The organism is Sphaerisporangium album (assembly GCF_003323745.1).
Classification (GTDB): Bacteria; Actinomycetota; Actinomycetes; order Streptosporangiales; family Streptosporangiaceae; genus Sphaerisporangium; species Sphaerisporangium album.
Genome location: NZ_QOIL01000007.1, coordinates 69,924 through 85,573, shown reverse-complemented (window position 1 = coordinate 85,573; position 15,650 = coordinate 69,924). Strand labels below are relative to the sequence as shown.

Annotated in this window: 16 protein-coding genes; 11 read left to right on the top strand and 5 right to left on the bottom strand. The window is 69.2% G+C overall.

What is annotated here, in order from left to right; genetic code table 11:
* Positions 1–2 precede the first annotated feature (2 nt).
* The 3 genes from mmsA (at position 3) to DQ384_RS14350 (ending at position 3,856) form a co-directional block, all read left to right on the top strand.
* Complete coding sequence (mmsA, locus tag DQ384_RS14360; protein WP_114029294.1) at positions 3–1,538, top strand: multiple monosaccharide ABC transporter ATP-binding protein; 1,536 nt, start codon at positions 3–5, stop codon at positions 1,536–1,538.
* Positions 1,535–2,737, top strand: coding sequence for a multiple monosaccharide ABC transporter permease (mmsB, locus tag DQ384_RS14355; protein ID WP_114029293.1), 1,203 nt, complete (start codon positions 1,535–1,537; stop codon positions 2,735–2,737). The genes mmsA and mmsB overlap by 4 nt, the downstream gene beginning before the upstream one ends.
* A gap of 129 nt (positions 2,738–2,866) precedes the next feature.
* On the top strand, positions 2,867–3,856 hold the full coding sequence (locus DQ384_RS14350) for a LacI family DNA-binding transcriptional regulator (RefSeq protein WP_114029484.1): 990 nt from the start codon (positions 2,867–2,869) through the stop codon (positions 3,854–3,856).
* Between the two features lie 95 nt (positions 3,857–3,951).
* Here DQ384_RS14350 and DQ384_RS43635 read toward each other — a convergent pair whose 3' ends face one another.
* Positions 3,952–4,074 (bottom strand): hypothetical protein, encoded by a 123-nt coding sequence (locus tag DQ384_RS43635; protein WP_281274060.1) that lies wholly within the window; start codon positions 4,072–4,074, stop codon positions 3,952–3,954.
* Between the two features lie 14 nt (positions 4,075–4,088).
* On the opposite strand from DQ384_RS43635, the gene DQ384_RS14345 reads away from it, so the two are divergent.
* From DQ384_RS14345 to DQ384_RS14325, 5 genes are all read left to right on the top strand, one after another.
* Positions 4,089–5,867, top strand: a complete 1,779-nt coding sequence (locus tag DQ384_RS14345) for a hypothetical protein (protein WP_147268775.1) — start codon at positions 4,089–4,091, stop codon at positions 5,865–5,867.
* A gap of 246 nt (positions 5,868–6,113) precedes the next feature.
* Positions 6,114–7,400: an aromatic ring-hydroxylating dioxygenase subunit alpha gene (locus DQ384_RS14340; protein WP_114029291.1), complete on the top strand. Its 1,287-nt coding sequence runs from the start codon at positions 6,114–6,116 to the stop codon at positions 7,398–7,400.
* Positions 7,401–7,402: 2 nt separating this feature from the next.
* Positions 7,403–7,918, top strand: a complete 516-nt coding sequence (locus DQ384_RS14335; protein WP_114029483.1) for a 3-methyl-2-oxobutanoate hydroxymethyltransferase — start codon at positions 7,403–7,405, stop codon at positions 7,916–7,918.
* A gap of 22 nt (positions 7,919–7,940) precedes the next feature.
* Positions 7,941–8,762 (top strand): 3-methyl-2-oxobutanoate hydroxymethyltransferase, encoded by an 822-nt coding sequence (locus DQ384_RS14330; RefSeq protein WP_114029290.1) that lies wholly within the window; start codon positions 7,941–7,943, stop codon positions 8,760–8,762.
* 40 nt (positions 8,763–8,802) lie between these two features.
* Positions 8,803–9,657 carry an alpha/beta fold hydrolase gene (locus DQ384_RS14325; RefSeq protein WP_181871211.1) on the top strand — a complete coding sequence of 285 codons (855 nt, stop codon included), beginning with the start codon at positions 8,803–8,805 and terminating at the stop codon, positions 9,655–9,657.
* A 35-nt stretch (positions 9,658–9,692) separates the two neighbouring features.
* Here the strand turns inward: DQ384_RS14325 and DQ384_RS14320 are convergent, their stop codons facing one another.
* Both DQ384_RS14320 and DQ384_RS14315 read right to left on the bottom strand, forming a co-directional pair.
* Positions 9,693–10,145, bottom strand: coding sequence for an RpiB/LacA/LacB family sugar-phosphate isomerase (locus tag DQ384_RS14320; protein ID WP_181871210.1), 453 nt, complete (start codon positions 10,143–10,145; stop codon positions 9,693–9,695).
* Between the two features lie 11 nt (positions 10,146–10,156).
* Positions 10,157–11,092 carry a substrate-binding domain-containing protein gene (locus DQ384_RS14315; protein ID WP_114029288.1) on the bottom strand — a complete coding sequence of 312 codons (936 nt, stop codon included), beginning with the start codon at positions 11,090–11,092 and terminating at the stop codon, positions 10,157–10,159.
* A gap of 83 nt (positions 11,093–11,175) precedes the next feature.
* Here DQ384_RS14315 and DQ384_RS14310 point away from each other — a divergent pair, with 83 nt between their 5' ends.
* From DQ384_RS14310 to DQ384_RS14300, 3 genes are read left to right on the top strand one after another with little or no spacing between them, the layout of a single operon-like run.
* On the top strand, positions 11,176–12,285 hold the full coding sequence (locus tag DQ384_RS14310) for a zinc-dependent alcohol dehydrogenase (protein WP_114029287.1): 1,110 nt from the start codon (positions 11,176–11,178) through the stop codon (positions 12,283–12,285).
* Between the two features lie 15 nt (positions 12,286–12,300).
* Positions 12,301–12,990, top strand: coding sequence for a 4-carboxy-4-hydroxy-2-oxoadipate aldolase/oxaloacetate decarboxylase (locus tag DQ384_RS14305; protein WP_114029286.1), 690 nt, complete (start codon positions 12,301–12,303; stop codon positions 12,988–12,990).
* A complete protein-coding gene (locus DQ384_RS14300; RefSeq protein ID WP_114029285.1) occupies positions 12,987–14,009 on the top strand; it encodes an amidohydrolase family protein in 1,023 nt (340 codons plus the stop codon). The genes DQ384_RS14305 and DQ384_RS14300 overlap by 4 nt, the downstream gene beginning before the upstream one ends.
* Here the strand turns inward: DQ384_RS14300 and DQ384_RS14295 are convergent.
* Positions 14,006–15,238, bottom strand: a complete 1,233-nt coding sequence (locus tag DQ384_RS14295) for an NAD(P)/FAD-dependent oxidoreductase (RefSeq protein ID WP_114029284.1) — start codon at positions 15,236–15,238, stop codon at positions 14,006–14,008. The genes DQ384_RS14300 and DQ384_RS14295 overlap by 4 nt on opposite strands.
* Complete coding sequence (locus tag DQ384_RS14290; protein ID WP_114029283.1) at positions 15,235–15,558, bottom strand: 2Fe-2S iron-sulfur cluster-binding protein; 324 nt, start codon at positions 15,556–15,558, stop codon at positions 15,235–15,237. The genes DQ384_RS14295 and DQ384_RS14290 overlap by 4 nt, the downstream gene beginning before the upstream one ends.
* Positions 15,559–15,650 lie beyond the last annotated feature (92 nt).

Genomic DNA, 15,650 nt, shown 5'->3' with positions numbered 1-15,650 from the left:
AGATGGCCGATCACATCCTCCGGATGCGGGGGATAACCAAGGAGTTTCCCGGTGTCCGCGCGCTCGACGACGTGAACCTGAGCGTCGAGCGCGGTACCGTCCACGCTCTCGTGGGGGAGAACGGCGCTGGTAAGTCGACGTTGATGAAGGTGCTGAGCGGGGTCTACCCGCACGGCACCTACGAAGGCGAGATTCTTCTCGACGGCGAACCCTGTGCGTTCAAGGGACTGCGGCAGAGCGAGGCCGCGGGCATCGTCATCATCCACCAGGAGCTGGCCCTCATTGCCGGCATGTCCATCGCGGAGAACGTCTTCCTCGGCAACGAGCGGGCCAGGCGCGGCGTGGTCGACTGGCACGTGACCTCGGTCGAGACGGTCCGGCTGCTGGACAAGGTCGGGCTGCGCGAGGATCCCGACACGACCGTCGGCTCGATCGGCGTGGGCAAACAGCAGCTCGTCGAGATAGCCAAGGCGCTGGCCAAGGACGTGAAGCTGCTCATCCTGGACGAGCCGACCGCCGCGCTGAACGAGGCGGACAGCCAGAACCTGCTCCAGCTTCTGCGAGACCTGCGCGAGCACGGCATCACCTCGATCCTCATCTCCCACAAGCTCGGCGAGGTGATGGCCGTGGCCGACGCGATCACGATCCTGCGGGACGGCCGTGCGATCGAGACGCTGCGGACGGCCGAGGGGGTGGACGAGGACCGCGTCATCAAGGGCATGGTCGGGCGCGACCTCGACCACCGCTATCCTCCCCGGACGCCGGAGATCGGCGAGGTCCTGTTCGAGATCGAGGGCTGGAACGTCTTCCACCCGACCATGCCCGACCGTCAGGTCGTCCGTGACGCGAGCCTGACGGTGAGGCGCGGCGAGATCGTGGGCATCGCCGGGCTGATGGGCGCCGGACGAACCGAGCTCGCCATGAGCGTGTTCGGCCGGTCGTACGGGTCCCGGATCAGCGGCGTCCTTCGGAAGGAGGGGCGCGAGCTGCACGTCCACACGGTGGGCCAGGCGATCGACGCGGGCCTGGCGTACGTCACCGAGGACCGCAAGGAGCTGGGCCTGCTGCTGGAGGAGGACATCCGGCGCAACGTGACGCTGGCCAACCCGCACCGGGTGTCCCGGCGTTCGGTCATCGACCTGCACAAGGAGGTGGCCGACGCCGAGAGCTTCCTGGAGCGGTTGCGGATCAAAGCGACGAGCGTGTTCGCCAAGGTCGGCGACCTGAGCGGCGGCAACCAGCAGAAGGTCGTGCTCAGCAAGTGGATCTACACCGATCCCGACGTGCTCATCCTCGACGAACCGACCCGGGGCATCGACGTGGGCGCCAAATACGAGATCTATTCGATCATTCAGGGGCTGGCCGCGGAAGGGAAGGGCGTGCTGCTCATCTCCTCCGAGCTACCGGAGCTCCTGGGCATGTGCGATCGCGTCTACGCGATGAGCCAGGGCCGGATCACCGGCGAACTCGCCCGCCGGGACGCGACACAGGAGGCCGTGATGAGGCTGATGACGAACACTGTGGCGGTGACCCCATGACCCTGCTCGACCGTCTCCAGGCCGCCCCGGCGTCGTCGCGGGGATCCGATGGGCGGCCTTCGCGGGGCGGCCTGCGCCAGTACGGCATGATCGGGGCCCTGGTGGTCATCGTCGTGCTGTTCGAGCTGCTCACCGACGGCATCCTGCTCAAGCCGCTGAACGTCACCAATCTCATCATGCAGAACGGCTACGTGCTCGTGCTGGCCATCGGCATGATGCTGGTGATCATCAACCGGGAGATCGACCTGTCGGTGGGCTCGGTCGCGGCCCTGGTGGGCGCGCTCACCGGCGTGGGGATCGTGAGCTGGGGGCTGCCATGGCCCGTGGTCGTGGTCCTGGCGCTCGCGGCCGGCGGCCTGATCGGCGCATTCCAGGGCTTCTGGGTCGCCTACATGCGTATCCCGGCGTTCATCGTGACGCTGGGCGGCATGCTGCTGTTCCGGGGCCTCAGCATGGTCGTGCTCCAAGGCCAGTCGCTGGCGCCCTTCCCGGCCGGGTTCCGCCAGATCGGGTCCGGCTTCGTGCCCGAGTTCGGCGGCGACGACCTGCACCTGGCGACGGTCCTGCTCGGGATCGCCGCCGCCGGCGTGCTGGTCTGGAACGACTGGCGCTCGCGCGCCAGGCGCCGTGTCTACGGGCTGAGCGTGCCAGATCTGCGGTGGTTCGTCCTGAAGGCCGTGACCATCGTCGTGGTGATCGGCGCCTTCACGTGGGTGCTGGCGGTCTATCAGGGATTGCCGATCGTCGGCCTGGTGGTGATCGTGCTGACGGTGGCGTATTCATTCGTCATGACCAGCACGGTCATGGGCCGCCACGTCTACGCGGTCGGCGGGAACGAGCGGGCCGCCCAGCTGTCGGGCATCGCGACCAAGAGGACGAAGTTCTGGGTCTTCGTGAACATGGGCGTGCTGGCCGCCCTCGCCGGGCTCATGTTCGCGGCCCGGCTCAACGCCGCCACCCCCAAGGCGGGTACCAACTTCGAACTCGACGCCATCGCCGCGGCCTTCATCGGGGGCGCCTCGGCGTCCGGCGGCGTGGGTACGGTCGTCGGCGCCATCGTCGGCGGCCTGGTGATGGGCGTGATGAACAACGGCATGTCGCTGCTGGGCCTTGGCGTGGACTGGCAGCAGGCGATCAAGGGCGGAGTGCTCATGCTCGCCGTCGCGTTCGACGTCTACAACAAGAACAAGTCCAGGTGACGGTGACGGGACCGTGACGTGCGGGTGCTTGACGCACCATGGTTAACTCACAGTTCTACTGGGCCGTGTGAGAAGGCGGTAGGAGAGGGGCGGTTGGTGGGACCTCAGGCGAGGCGTCGCGCGCCGGTGATGGCGGATGTGGCCAAGGTGGCGGGTGTGTCGCATCAGACGGTCTCGCGGGTGCTCAATGATCATCCGAGTGTGAGTGCGGAGACGCGTACGCGGGTGCTGAGTGCGATCGACCAGTTGGGGTATCGGCGTAATCTCGTCGCGCGTGCTCTGGTGACGAGGCATTCTCGTACGTTGGGCGTGGTGAGTTTCGATACGACGCTCTATGGTCCGGCGAGCACGGTTTACGGTATCGAGCGGGCGGCGAGGGAGGCGGGTTATTTCATCAGCATCGTGAGCCTGCGGACGATCGACAGGGCGGGGGTGCGTGAGGCGATCGGTTATCTGACCGAGCAGGGTGTGGATGGGATCGTGGTGGTGGCTCCGCAGCGTTCGGCGGCGCAGGCGCTGGCGGATGTGCCGAGGGGTATGCCGGCGGTGGCGGTGGAGGGGGGTCAGGCGGGCGGGGTGTCGGTGGTGAGTGTGGATCAGGTGGAGGGTGCGGTGCTGGCGACCCGTCATCTGCTGGAGTTGGGGCATGAGACGGTGTGGCATGTGGGTGGGCCGGCCGATTGGCTGGAGGCCGAGGGGCGTGTGCGGGGCTGGCGTGAGACTTTGGCGGCCGCGGGTCGTGCGGTTCCTGAGCCGTTGGCCGGTGATTGGAGTCCGCGTTCGGGTTATCGGGCCGGGCAGCGGCTGACCGCGATGACGGGTGAGGTGACGGCGGTGTTCGTCGCGAACGATCAGATGGCGCTGGGTGTGTTGCGGGCTTTCATGGAGGAGGGGGTGAGGGTTCCGGGGCAGATCAGCATCGTTGGGTTCGACGATATCCCGGAGTCGGAGTTCTTCTCGCCTCCTTTGACGACGATCAGGCAGGACTTCGGGGCCGTGGGCAGGCGCAGTATCGACGTGCTGGTGCGGCAGATCGAGGCGGGAGAGCCGTACGTGCGCGAGAGCCATGTCGTGCCTCCTCGGTTCGTTCTCCGGGCGAGTACGTCACCGGCGCGCTAGACCGGCGCTTCTGCCAGCGGATGATCTTCGCCTGGTGGACCGGCCGAGCCTGTCGGAGGCTCGTGACGCCTCGTCGGACTCGCTTCTGATCTTTGTCAGTCGATCTTGGCGGTGGCTCTGTCGATGATCGCGGCGAGGTTCAGGCCGGGGGGGAGGGTGCCGAAGGCGTGGCCCCGGTCCGCGTCCAGGTGGGAGGCGCCTGTACGGCGATGCCGCACTAAGATCGCGTCCCGTGCTTGCGGATAGTGTTTGGCGGATTATTAGGATCGGATTAGTAGGTCTGGTTCTTGCGGCGGCGGTCGCGGGCCTGGTGCTCGGCGACGCCTGGCTCTGGGTGGCCGTCGAATGGTCGCCGCCGGCCTATGCGGAGTTCTACGCGCCCGGCGGCGGGTTGGACACCCCGACGACTGTGGCGCTGCTCGTGGCCGCCCTGGTGAAGGCCGCGCTCCTGTGGCTGATCCTGCGTGCCCCCGCGCCGGGACCGCTGGACCGCCGGGCGAAGGCGCTGCGCCGACTGCTGTATCTGGCGGTGGCGTACGCCCTCGTGCTGTGGTACCCGATCGCGCTGCTCCCCGACGCGGTCGATGCGGCATTCCAGCTCGCGCTCTGGACTGCGATCGACGTCCTCTACCTGCTCGTCATCCGCTGGCGGTCCCGCATGCTGCGCGCGGCGGCCGGAGCGATGTTCGCGGTCGAGCTGGCCGGGATGGCCAACGAACTGCTCGACGAACTCGACCTCCCAGAGCTCGCATCGGGCGGCATCGTCGAACTGGGCCTGATACTGGGCGGAGTGGCGGCGACCATCATCACGGTCGTCGGGCAGCGGCGCGACGGCCGGTGGAGCCGCGGCACGCAGGTCGCCGGGTGGTTGTCGGTGGGCGTCTACGCGCTGGTGATCCCGCTCAACGTTCTCTTCGTCGGAAGGATCTCCAGCGGCAATCTTGCGACGCCGGTCATGATGGACGCGGTGGGGCTCGTCGGCACCGTGTGGATCGCGGCGACAGCCCGGGAACTGCCCGCTGAGGGCCGCCCGGCGGACCTTCCTCCCGCGCTCCGGCGCGTGATCCGTGTCGCGGTGGCCGCCGTGGCCGTGGTGCCGATCATCGCACTGATCCACCCGGAGCAGACCCCGCGCCTCACCTACACCGGCTGGTCGATGGACTGCTACGACAGGCCCGGCTTCGGCGACCTGAAACCCGCGGAACGCGACGCCGCGTTCCTGTGCCGGGCGCGGAGCATAGAGGGCGGGGTCCCGCCCATGTTCCCGGACAGCCTGTCGGACCAAGAGATCCTCGCGTATGGGCGGGCGCTGTGCCGTACGAAGGACCGCGACGAGCAGGAGGCGATTCTGACGCGAGCCGGGAGCGCGCGGCCCGCCTGGGGCGCGGACCCGTGGGACCTCGTCCACGTCTGCCCGGAGATCGTCGGCGCGACCCATCCCGAGCTGCTGCGGTCGACTGCGGAGACGAAGGCGGCGAACGCCGCCTACATCGCCGAGCAGAACGCGAAGTGCCGCGACCCGTGGCCCCGGACGAAGGGTGCCGTCCAGGCCACGGCCAAATACTTCCTGTTCGTCGACGGCGATCCCGGCTATCTGGTCCACGACCCCAGAGACGAAGGGGCCGAGGCGGAGCAGGCGATGGACAAGGTCTACGACGACAGCGCCCGCATCGGGGTGGCCGGCGGCGCGGTGCTCATCGGGCATGTCGAAGACGTCGTTGATCTGTGCCTTACAGTGAAGGCCTTCCGCACCTCGCCGCCACAGCGGACAGCCGGGTGGGATCAGGTCAACGAGGTGTCGATCGTCAGCCGCAGCGGCCGGCTCACCGTGCCGGAGATGGGCGAGGGCGGAGAGGTGGGCGCGGGTGCCCCGATGCCGAACCTGGCGATCGCGGGGAAGGGCCGCTACCGGCTCCGTGTCTACGTGCGGGTCGACGACGCGGGAGAGGAGCAGCACCTGGTCGTCGTGTTCCCGGGTGCGTCGAGGAAGAGGCTCAAGCTGAAGCCGTGAGCGGTGGCGGGGCACACACTCTCCTGCGCCGCCAAGCGGCCGGGAGGGCAGGCCCACGTTCGCGCCGGCGCCGATGAACCGTAGCGTGTTGCTCGGCGTCACGTCGATCAGGACCCCGTCCGTACCGGGCGTCGTTCGCCGCCGGGTGCGTCTCACCTGTGTTGGTGCCGTCTTGCGTAAACTGTCGAATGGTATGATGATTAGCCCCTAAGGTGGTGACGGACGGCACCAGCGGAAGGACAGCGGATGCTCAGACAGGAGCTCAACGAGCTACTGACGCAGACCGGGCCGGGCTCGCCCATGGGCGCCCTGTTCCGGCAGTACTGGATTCCTGCTCTGCTCGCGGAGGAACTGCCGGAGGATGACTGCCCGCCCGTGCGTGTGAAGATCCTCTCCGAGCGCCTGATCGCTTTTCGCGACAGTGACGGCCGGTACGGGTTGATCGACGAGTTCTGCGCCCATCGGGGAGCGTCGTTGTGGTTCGGCCGCAATGAAGAGGGCGGCCTGCGGTGTAGCTATCACGGCTGGAAATACGACGTGACCGGCCAGTGCCTGGAGGTGCCCTCCGAGCCGGAGAACAGCAACTTCTGCAGCAACGTCAAGCTCACCGCGTACCCGCTGGTCAAGGTCGGGGACATCCTGTGGACGTACATGGGGGACCCGGCGAAGCGGCCGGGCCTTCCCGAGTTCGAGTTCGCCCAGGTGCCGGCGGAGCAGACCTTCACCTCCAAGCGGTGGCAGGAGTGCAACTGGCTGCAGGCACTGGAGGGCGGCATCGATTCGAGCCACGTCTCCTGGCTGCACTCTGGCGCGTTGAAGACCGACCCGCTGTTCAAGGGCGCCCGGGGGAACCAGTACAACCTGAACGACCGCAAGCCGTTCTTCGAGGTCGCGGAGGCCGACGGCGGTCTGTTCGTCGGGGCTCGGCGCAACGCAGAGGACGGCACGTACTACTGGCGCATCACGCCGTGGATCATGCCGAGCTTCACGATGGTCCCGCCGCGTGGTGACCATCCGGTGCACGGGCACTTCTGGGTGCCGATCGACGACCAGAACTGCTGGGTCTATACGTTCGACTACCACCCGATCCGCCCGCTGACCGAGGCGGAACGGCAGGCCATGATGGACGGCTTCGGCGTGCACAGCGAGAACATTCCGGGCACGTACCGGCCGGCGCGCAACAAGGACAACGACTACCTGATGGACCGCGAGGCGCAGCGGCGCGGCGAGCACTACTCCGGGATCAAGGGCATCGCGATCCAGGACGCCTCGCTGCAGGAGAGCATGGGCCCGGTCGTCGACCGTACCAAGGAGCGACTGGTCGCGGCCGACAGCGGGATCATCAAGGCGCGGCAGAAGCTGCGCAAGGCGGCGATCGCGCTCCGGGATCAGGGGGCGACCCCGCCCGGAGTCGACCCGGCGCACCATCGGGTACGGTCGGCCGCCGTTGTCCTGCCTCGGGAGGAGTCCTTCCTTGAGGCGTGCCGCGACGCCGTGACGGCTACCCCGGGCGTCCCGCAGGCGTCGGTGTGACGATGACCGGCCAGCCGATCCTGCTCAACAGTTGCGCCCGGGCCGCCACGGCGGCCGAGGCCCGCTTCAGGATCAACAGAACGATCGCCCCCGCCCGGGCCACCCGCGTCGTGGCGCTCGACGAAGCGGCGGCCACCGTCGTCCGCCGTACCGCCGAGGGGCAGTGGAGCAACGCGCGCTTCTTCACGCAGGCCGCGCCGGCGCCCGTCGCCGAGGGCAAGCGCAATGTCGCGGATGTCGTCCTGCGGTCGGTCGACGGATCCGAGTCGTGGCTCAGTGACGAGCTGGTCGCGGTGGACGCGGCCGTCATGGTCGCCACGGCGAACGACGGCGCCGCGGTCGCCTCCGCGGTCGGCGACGCCTGCACGCTGAGAGGGATCATGACCGCTGGTCTGGTGCTGGCCCACGGGCAGGACACCCGGCTGGCCGTCGCCGCGCTCCGCCCGCACGCTCGCGTCCTGCTGGTGACCGAGGACGAGAACGACGTGACCGAAGTGCTTACGGCATTGCGGGCCTAGAGCCGGATACGAAAGGTCGACAATGAGCAGCCAGGTTACGGTCCCTTCGTTGCAGGCGATGAAGCGGGCGGGCAGGAAGATCGTCGGTGTGGTGGCGTGGGACTACCAGATGGCCCGGATCGTCGACCGGGTTGGCGTGGATATCGTCTCGGTGGGCGACACCGTGGGCATAAACCTCTGGGGGCAGCCGAACGCCTTCGAGGTGACGTTGGACCAGATGATCGTCGTTGCCCAGGCGGTACGGCGGGGGGTCACCCGGGCGCTGGTCAGCTGCGACTTTCCGTTCGGGCCGCTCCAGGAAGGGCCGGTCAGTGCGGTACGAGCCGCGATCAGGCTCGTCAAGGAAACCGGCGTCGACATGGTGAAGCTGGACGGCGCCGGCGACCATCTGGACGCGGTGGCGGCCGTCGACCGTGCCGGTATCCCCGTCTTCGCCCAGTTCGGGATCACGCCGCAGACGGCGCTGCGCTACGGCCTGCGATATTCGGCCAATCCGGGCTCCGGCGCGCAGGTTCCGGCGGAGATGACCGAGGCCCTCGTCGAGGAGGCCAAGCGGCTGGAGGCCGCAGGGGCGGCGCTGCTGAACTTCACCAATTCCGGCCCCGTCGCCGGTGCCGCCGTGGCGAGCGCGGTGTCGATCCCGGTGGTCGGGGGGCACGGCGGCGGACCGTGGCTGGACGGGCGGATACGGATGGCCACCGCGGCGATCGGGTACGCGGAATCGGCGCTGGACGACCCGCCCGAGACGTACGCGAACGTCGCCCGGATCAGCCATGACGCCATCGCCGCCTACGCCGCCGACGTCCGCGCGGGGCAGCAGATCAAAGGCGGCCTGCGCGCCTGACGGCGGCCCGGGCGTCCACCTCACTGGAACGGAGTTTGCCGTGCCCACCGCCCTCATCGACGGCATCGTCACCGACTACGAAACGATCGGTGACGGGCCGCCGCTGCTCATGTTCTCGCCCGGTGGCTTCAACGCCGTCCGGGACAACTGGCGGTCGCAGGGTGTCTACCGGCGGCTGAAGCTGCTCGACCACCTGGCCACCAGGTACACCTGCATCACCTTCGACAAGCGCGAGTCCGGGCGGTCCGGCGGGCGGGTGCAGCGCATCGGCTGGCGCGACTACGCGGTGCAGGGCAAGGGCCTGCTCGCCCACCTTGGTTTCGCGCGAGCACATCTGATGGGCGGCTGCGTCGGCTGCTCCATCGTCACCACGTTCGCGGTCGCCTATCCGGAGGCGGTGGCGGGCATGGTGCTCTACTCCCCGGCCGGTGGCCCCCGATACCGGCTCACCCAGCACGAGCGGCTCGGCCGTCATCTGGCGTACGTCGCCGAGCACGGCCTGGCGCAGGTCGTCGCCCTCGCCGGTACCACTGAAGCGCCCTTCACCCAGGATCCGCGCCTTGGTCCGTGGGCGAACGTGCTGCGGCGAGATCCGGGATTCGCCGAGGCGTACACGCGGCTGGACACCGGCCGCTACACCGCGCTGGTGGCCGGTATGGCCCGGCTGCTCTTCGACCGGGACACCGCGCCGGGGGCCGAGCCGGAGGACCTCATGCAGCTGGACGTTCCAGCGCTGGTGGTCCCCGGCGAGGACACCTCGCACGCGCCGTCCGCGGCCCGCTACCTGCAGGAATGCCTGCCACAGGCGGAGTACTGGGACGCGCCGCTGAGCGAGCAGACGGAGCGGAGCGCACCGGCCCGGGTGCTCGCGTTCCTGGAGGCGAACAAAGTCTGATCGCTGACGCGAACGCGGGCCGGCCGATTCGGCTGTCAGGCGAGTGGATCGCCGCGTTCCAGCGCCTCGATCTGTTCGAGTCGCCGCAGGTGTACCCCGCCCTTGAACGGCGTGGTGAGCCACACCTCGGTGATCCGCACGGCCTCCTCCTCGTCGATCACCTTGGCGCCGATGACGAGCACGTTGCTGCGGTTGTGGGCGCTGGAGATCTCGGCGAGGAACACCGAGTGGCACAGCCCGGCGCGGATGCCGCGGATCTTGTTACAGGCGATCGCCTCACCGCCACCAGTGCCGCCGATCATGATCCCGCGCTCGGCCCGGCCGCTGGTGACCTCTTCCCCGACGGACGCGCACAACGCCGGGTAGTCCACGACATCGTCCCCGTGGGTGCCCCGGTCGTCGATCTGGTGGCCCTGCCCCGCGAGCCAGGCGGTGAGCCGCCGCTTCATGGCGACTCCGTTGTGGTCGGCGGCGATGACGATCCGCACGGCGCACCTCCTCAGGCGATCAGCTTGTGGGTGCTCTCCGCGAAGAGTTCCTCCACGGCGGGCGGACTGTCGATGATCCGTTGCTGTACGGCATGCCGGATCAGCTCCTCGATCATCGGCCGGTTCGGGCCGATGCCGTACGGCAGCGGATCGTCACCGGTGATGTCCATCACCCGCCGGTGCATCCGGTCGATCCGGGTAGGCGCCTCGATCGCGCCCTGGTGGAGGCGGTCCACGTACCGCCGCTTGGCTTCGGCGAACGCCTCGAAGAGGGCGGGCGCGAGCCCGGGATGCTCCGTGAGCAGCGCGTCCTTGACCACCACGAGGTGGTTGATGGGGTAGAGGCCGCGGCGGCGCAGCGCGTCGAAGGCGGCCTCCTCGGCGTCGGGGATGAGGGTCGGAAACGTGTCCGCCTCCACCCCGACCGTCGCGGCGAGCTCACCGTCGGCCAGCATCGTCTCCAGCTCCGACCCGGGCGGCACGTCTGCCACGTTGGACGGCGGCCGGTACTCGGCCACATGCTCGTCGCCGGAGCGCACCCAGGTCACCTGGCCGAGATCGACGCCGTACTCCTCGGCGAGAATGCCGCGTGCCCACACGCCCGTGGTGACGGTGTAGCCGCGGTTGACGCCTACCCGCCGACCGTGCAGTTCGGCGGGCGTGTGGACATCGCCGCCGCGCAGGATCGCGCCGTGGTGCAGCCCGCGTACCAGGAAGACGGGCAGCGCCGTGAAGGGTTTGCCGTGTGCCTTCGCGCACAGGTAGGTGGTGATCGCCATCTCGCACACGTCGAACTCCAGCGTGCGCACCATCCGGCGGAACGCCTGGACCAGGACGGGCACCTCGTGGAAGTCGAGGGCGAAGCCTTCGGGTGTGACGGAGCCGTCCTTGAGGGCGGCGTTGTTGCCCTGGGCACGGGTCACGGCGGTGAGCGGTACGAGCGCCATGGTGCGAGACCGTACCACGCATGATGGTATTACCATAAGACCTTAAGCTAGAGTGACCCGCACCGTTGAGATGAGGAAGGTCCATGGCAGAGCATGTTCTGGCGGCCGTGCGCACGGCCCCTGGCACGACCGAGTTCCGCGAATACCCGATGCCGGACATTCCCGACGACGGCGCGCTGCTCAAGGTCGAGGTGGCCGGCATCTGCGGCACCGACGTCAAGATGTACGGCCAGCCGGTGATCAAGGATCCGGTCATCATGGGCCACGAGAACGTCGGCGTGATCGCTCGCGCCGGTCGTACCTTCCGGGAACGGCAAGGCCTGACCGAGGGCGATCGCGTCTTCGTCGAACATTACGTGCCGTGCCGCCGGTGCGAATGGTGCCACCTCGGCGAGTACCGCCACTGTGAGGACACCGACTGGCGGACCAACCCGGACGCGCGCCGCTACGGCTACACCTCGGCGGAGAACCCGTACCACCTCTGGGGCGGTTTCGCCCAGTACATGTACCTGCCGTGGAACGCCGTCCTGCACAAGGTGCCCGACGGAGTCTCGGCGGAGCGTGCCGGGATCGCCACGCCGATGTCGAACGGCATCGAGTGGGCGCTGTTCGACGCGCGTGTGGGCTACGACTCGACGGTGCTCATCCAGGGGCCGGGACAGCAGGGCCTGGCCCAGACCGTCGCGTGCAAGCAGGCCGGGGCCTCGCGCATCATCGTGACCGGCACGACCCGGGACGCCGCCCGGCTGGAGCTCGCCAGGACCCTGGGGGCGGACCACGTCATCGACGTCCAGGCGCACGACCCGCTGGAGCAGATCATGGACTTCACCGGGGGGAAGGGCGTTGACGTGGTGCTCGACTGCACGTCGGGCGCGGGTGTCGCCCCCGTCCTGCTCGGCATCGACGCGTTGAAACGGCGGGCCGGGACGCTGCTGATCCAGGGGGAGATGGCCGCCTTCCCCGACTTCCCGGTCAAGAAGGTGACCGAGAAGGCCATCACCATCAAGAGCGCCCGCGGGCACAGCTACCGGGCCTGCGAGCTGGCCCTGGCGCAACTGGCCTCGGACCGCTTCCCGCTGGATCTGCTCACCACGCACACGTTCGGCCTGCACGACGTGGACAGCGCGGTCCGGACGGTCGCCGGACAGGGCGACCCGGACGCCATCCACGTCTCCGTGCTGCCGAACGCCTGACCCAGGGGGAGTGAGATGAGCATCGTCGTCCGAGACATCCGCCGCCCCGACGAATCGACAGTGGAGGGATTCGCCTCGCTGGGCGTCGCGACCATCCACGAAGCGCAGGGACGTACCGGCCTGCTGGACGCACGCCTGCGGCCGATCTACCCGGGCGCCCGTGCCTGCGGCCCCGCCGTTACGGTCAGCGTGCCGCCCGGGGACAACTGGATGATCCACGTCGCGGTGGAGCAGTGCCGCGAAGGCGACCTCCTGGTGGTGGCCCCCACCTCGCCGTCCGAGGCCGGTTACTTCGGCGAGCTGCTCGCCACCGCGCTCCAGGTACGCGGAGTACGCGGACTGGTGATCGACGCCGGGTGCCGGGACGTGGCCGAGCTGACCCGGATGGGCTTCCCGGTCTGGTCGAAGTACGTCTCCGCGACGGGGACCGTCAAGGAGACCCTCGGCGACGTCAACACCCCGCTGGTCATCGCCGGTGCGCTGGTACGCCCCGGTGACGTGGTCATCGCCGACGACGACGGGGTCGTGGTCGTGCCACGCCGCAGGGCCGCCGGAGTCCTGGCCGCCGCGCGGGAGCGGGAGGAGAAGGAGGCCGCCTCCCGGGCCCGCTACCTGGCCGGAGAACTCAGCGTCGACGTCGGCGGGATGCGGGAGCGTCTCACCCGCAAAGGACTCACCTACCTCGATCAGGAACCGGACGAATGATCATCGACTGCCACGGCCATTACACCACCGCACCGGTCGCGCTCGGGGCCTTCCGCGACGACCAGCTGGCCCGGCTGGCCGACCGGGGTCGCCCGGAACCACGGCTCGCCGGAATCAGCGACGACGCGATCCGCGAGAGCATCGAGGGCACTCAGCTCCGGCTGCTGCGCGAGCGGGGCGGCGACCTGATGATCTTCTCGCCACGGGCGTCGGGCATGGCGCACCACGTTCCGGACCCGGCCACCGCCCGCGCCTGGGCACAGGTCTCCAACGACCTGGTGCACCGGGTGGTCGAGCTCTTTCCTCGGCACTTCGCCGCGGTCTGCCAGCTGCCGCAGACGCCGAACGGATCGCTGGACGAATCGATCGCGGAGCTGCGTCGATGTGTGGAGGAGATGGGTTTCGTCGGCTGCAACCTCAACCCGGATCCGTCCGGTGGTCACTGGACCGCCAAGCCGCTGACCGACGAGTACTGGTTCCCGCTGTACGAGGCGATGATCGAGCTGGACGTACCGGCGATGATCCACGTCTCGGAATCTTGCAACCCCAACTTCCATGCGCTCGGCGCGCACTACCTCAACGCGGACACCACCGCGTTCATGCAACTGCTCCAGGGTGACCTGTTCGGCCGCTTCCCGGCCCTGCGCTTCGTGATCCCGCACGGCGGCGGCGCGGTGCCGTACCACTGGGGCCGCTACCGGGGGCTGGCCGACCGGCTCGGCCGGCCGCCGCTGGCGGAGCATGTCATGCGCAACGTCTTCTTCGACACCTGCGTCTACCACCAGGCCGGGATCGACCTGCTGCACCGGGTCATCGACATCGACAACATCCTGTTCGCCTCCGAGATGTTCGGCGCCGTCCGCGGCGTGGACCCGGAGACCGGGCACCACTGGGACGACACCAAGCGCTACGTCGACAACCTCGACCTGCCGGACGAGGCGCGGGCGAAGGTACTGGAGGGCAACGCGCGGCGGGTGTACCCCCGCCTCGACGCCCGGCTCAGGGCGGCCGGGCTCTAGGGAGCGGGGGTCGCGACGAGCAGGTCCTTGAGTGGTACGTCGGCGTGCGCGGCCCGGTCCGCAGGGAGCGGGGTGCGGCTGGCCAGCGCCTTGCGTACCACCAGGTAGTCGGCGGTGCGGTTGACCGCGTTGACGGCCAGGAGCTCGCCGCCACGGTAGTACAGCGCCGAGAACGCCTCGCTCTCCGGCTCGCCGCGTACGACGACCTGGTCGTAGCCGTCCGCGACACCGGCGATCTGCAGCTTGAGGTCGTACTGGTCGGACCAGAACCACGGCACGTCCGCGTACGGCCGCGCCTTGCCGATCAGCGTGGCGGCGGCGACCCGGGCCTGCGCGATGGCGTTCGGCATCGACTCCAGGCGTACCCGGCCTTCGCCGGTCACCGGATTCGGCATCACCGTGCAGTCCCCGGCGGCGACGATGGACGGGTCGCTGGTCCGGGCGAACTCGTCCACGACGATTCCGCCGTCGCAGGCCAGGCCCAGCTGTTCGGCGAGCTCGGTGCGGGGCACGACGCCGACACCCGCGACGACCAGGTCGGCGGGCAGCCGGGTGCCGTCGGCGAGGCTGACCCCAGCGACCCGGCCGTGCTCGCCGTCGATCCGGGTGAGCTGCGCCCCGAGCAGCACCTCGGTGCCGCGACGGGCGTGGGCGTGCCGGTAGAACTCCGAGACCGTGGGGGCCACCGCCCGGGCCATCAGCCGCGGGGCCGCCTCGACGACGGTGACACTGCGGCCATCCGACCGGGCGACCGCCGCGACCTCCAGCCCGATGAAGCCGCCGCCGACCACCACTACGTGGCGAGCCCGGGTCAGGTGGCGGCGCAGCAGGGCGGCGTCGGCGAGGTCGCGCAGATAGCAGACGCCGGTGAGGTCGGAGCCCGGGACGGTGAGCCGTCTCGCTCGCGCCCCGACGGTCAGGGCGAGGTGGTCGAAGTCGAGCACGCGCCCCTGGTCGGTGAGCGCGGTACCGCGTCCGATATGGGTGACTCGTTCCGCGGGCAGCAGGTCGATCCGCCTGTTCGCATAGAATGCCTGGTCGCGCAGTTCGAGGGAGGCGGAGTCGGCGGCGCCGCCCAGGTAGGCCTTGGACAGCGGAGGCCGTTGGTACGGCGGTTGCGGCTCGGCGCCGACCAGGGTGACAGGCCCGTCGTAGCCGTGCTCGCGCAATGAGGCCCCCAGCTGCACACCGGCCTGGCTGGCCCCGACGACCAGAACGCCGCCGGTCACGGCTGCTCCTTCGGCGTCTCGACGGCCAGGCCGTTGAGCGCGTCGGTCACGCTGATCTGGCAGGACAGGCGGCTCGTCGGCCGCCGGTCGGAGACGGCGAGGTCGAGCATGTCGTCCTCCAGGTCGCCGGGCGGGCCGACCAGCGGCATGAAGTCCTCGCCGACGTAGACATGGCAGGTGGCGCACGAGGCGTTGCCGCCGCACTCCCCGATGATGCCGGGGACGCCGTTGCGGACGGCCGCGGCCATCACCGACTCGCCGACCCGGGCGTCTGCCGTATGGCGGGATCCATCGATGGAAACGAAGGTGACCGTAGGCACTATCACAGTCCTTTCGCAGCGCCGGATCATACAGCCAATGGACTAACCATATAACCATAACGGAACTCGCGTCGATAGCGCCGGTGGGCGAA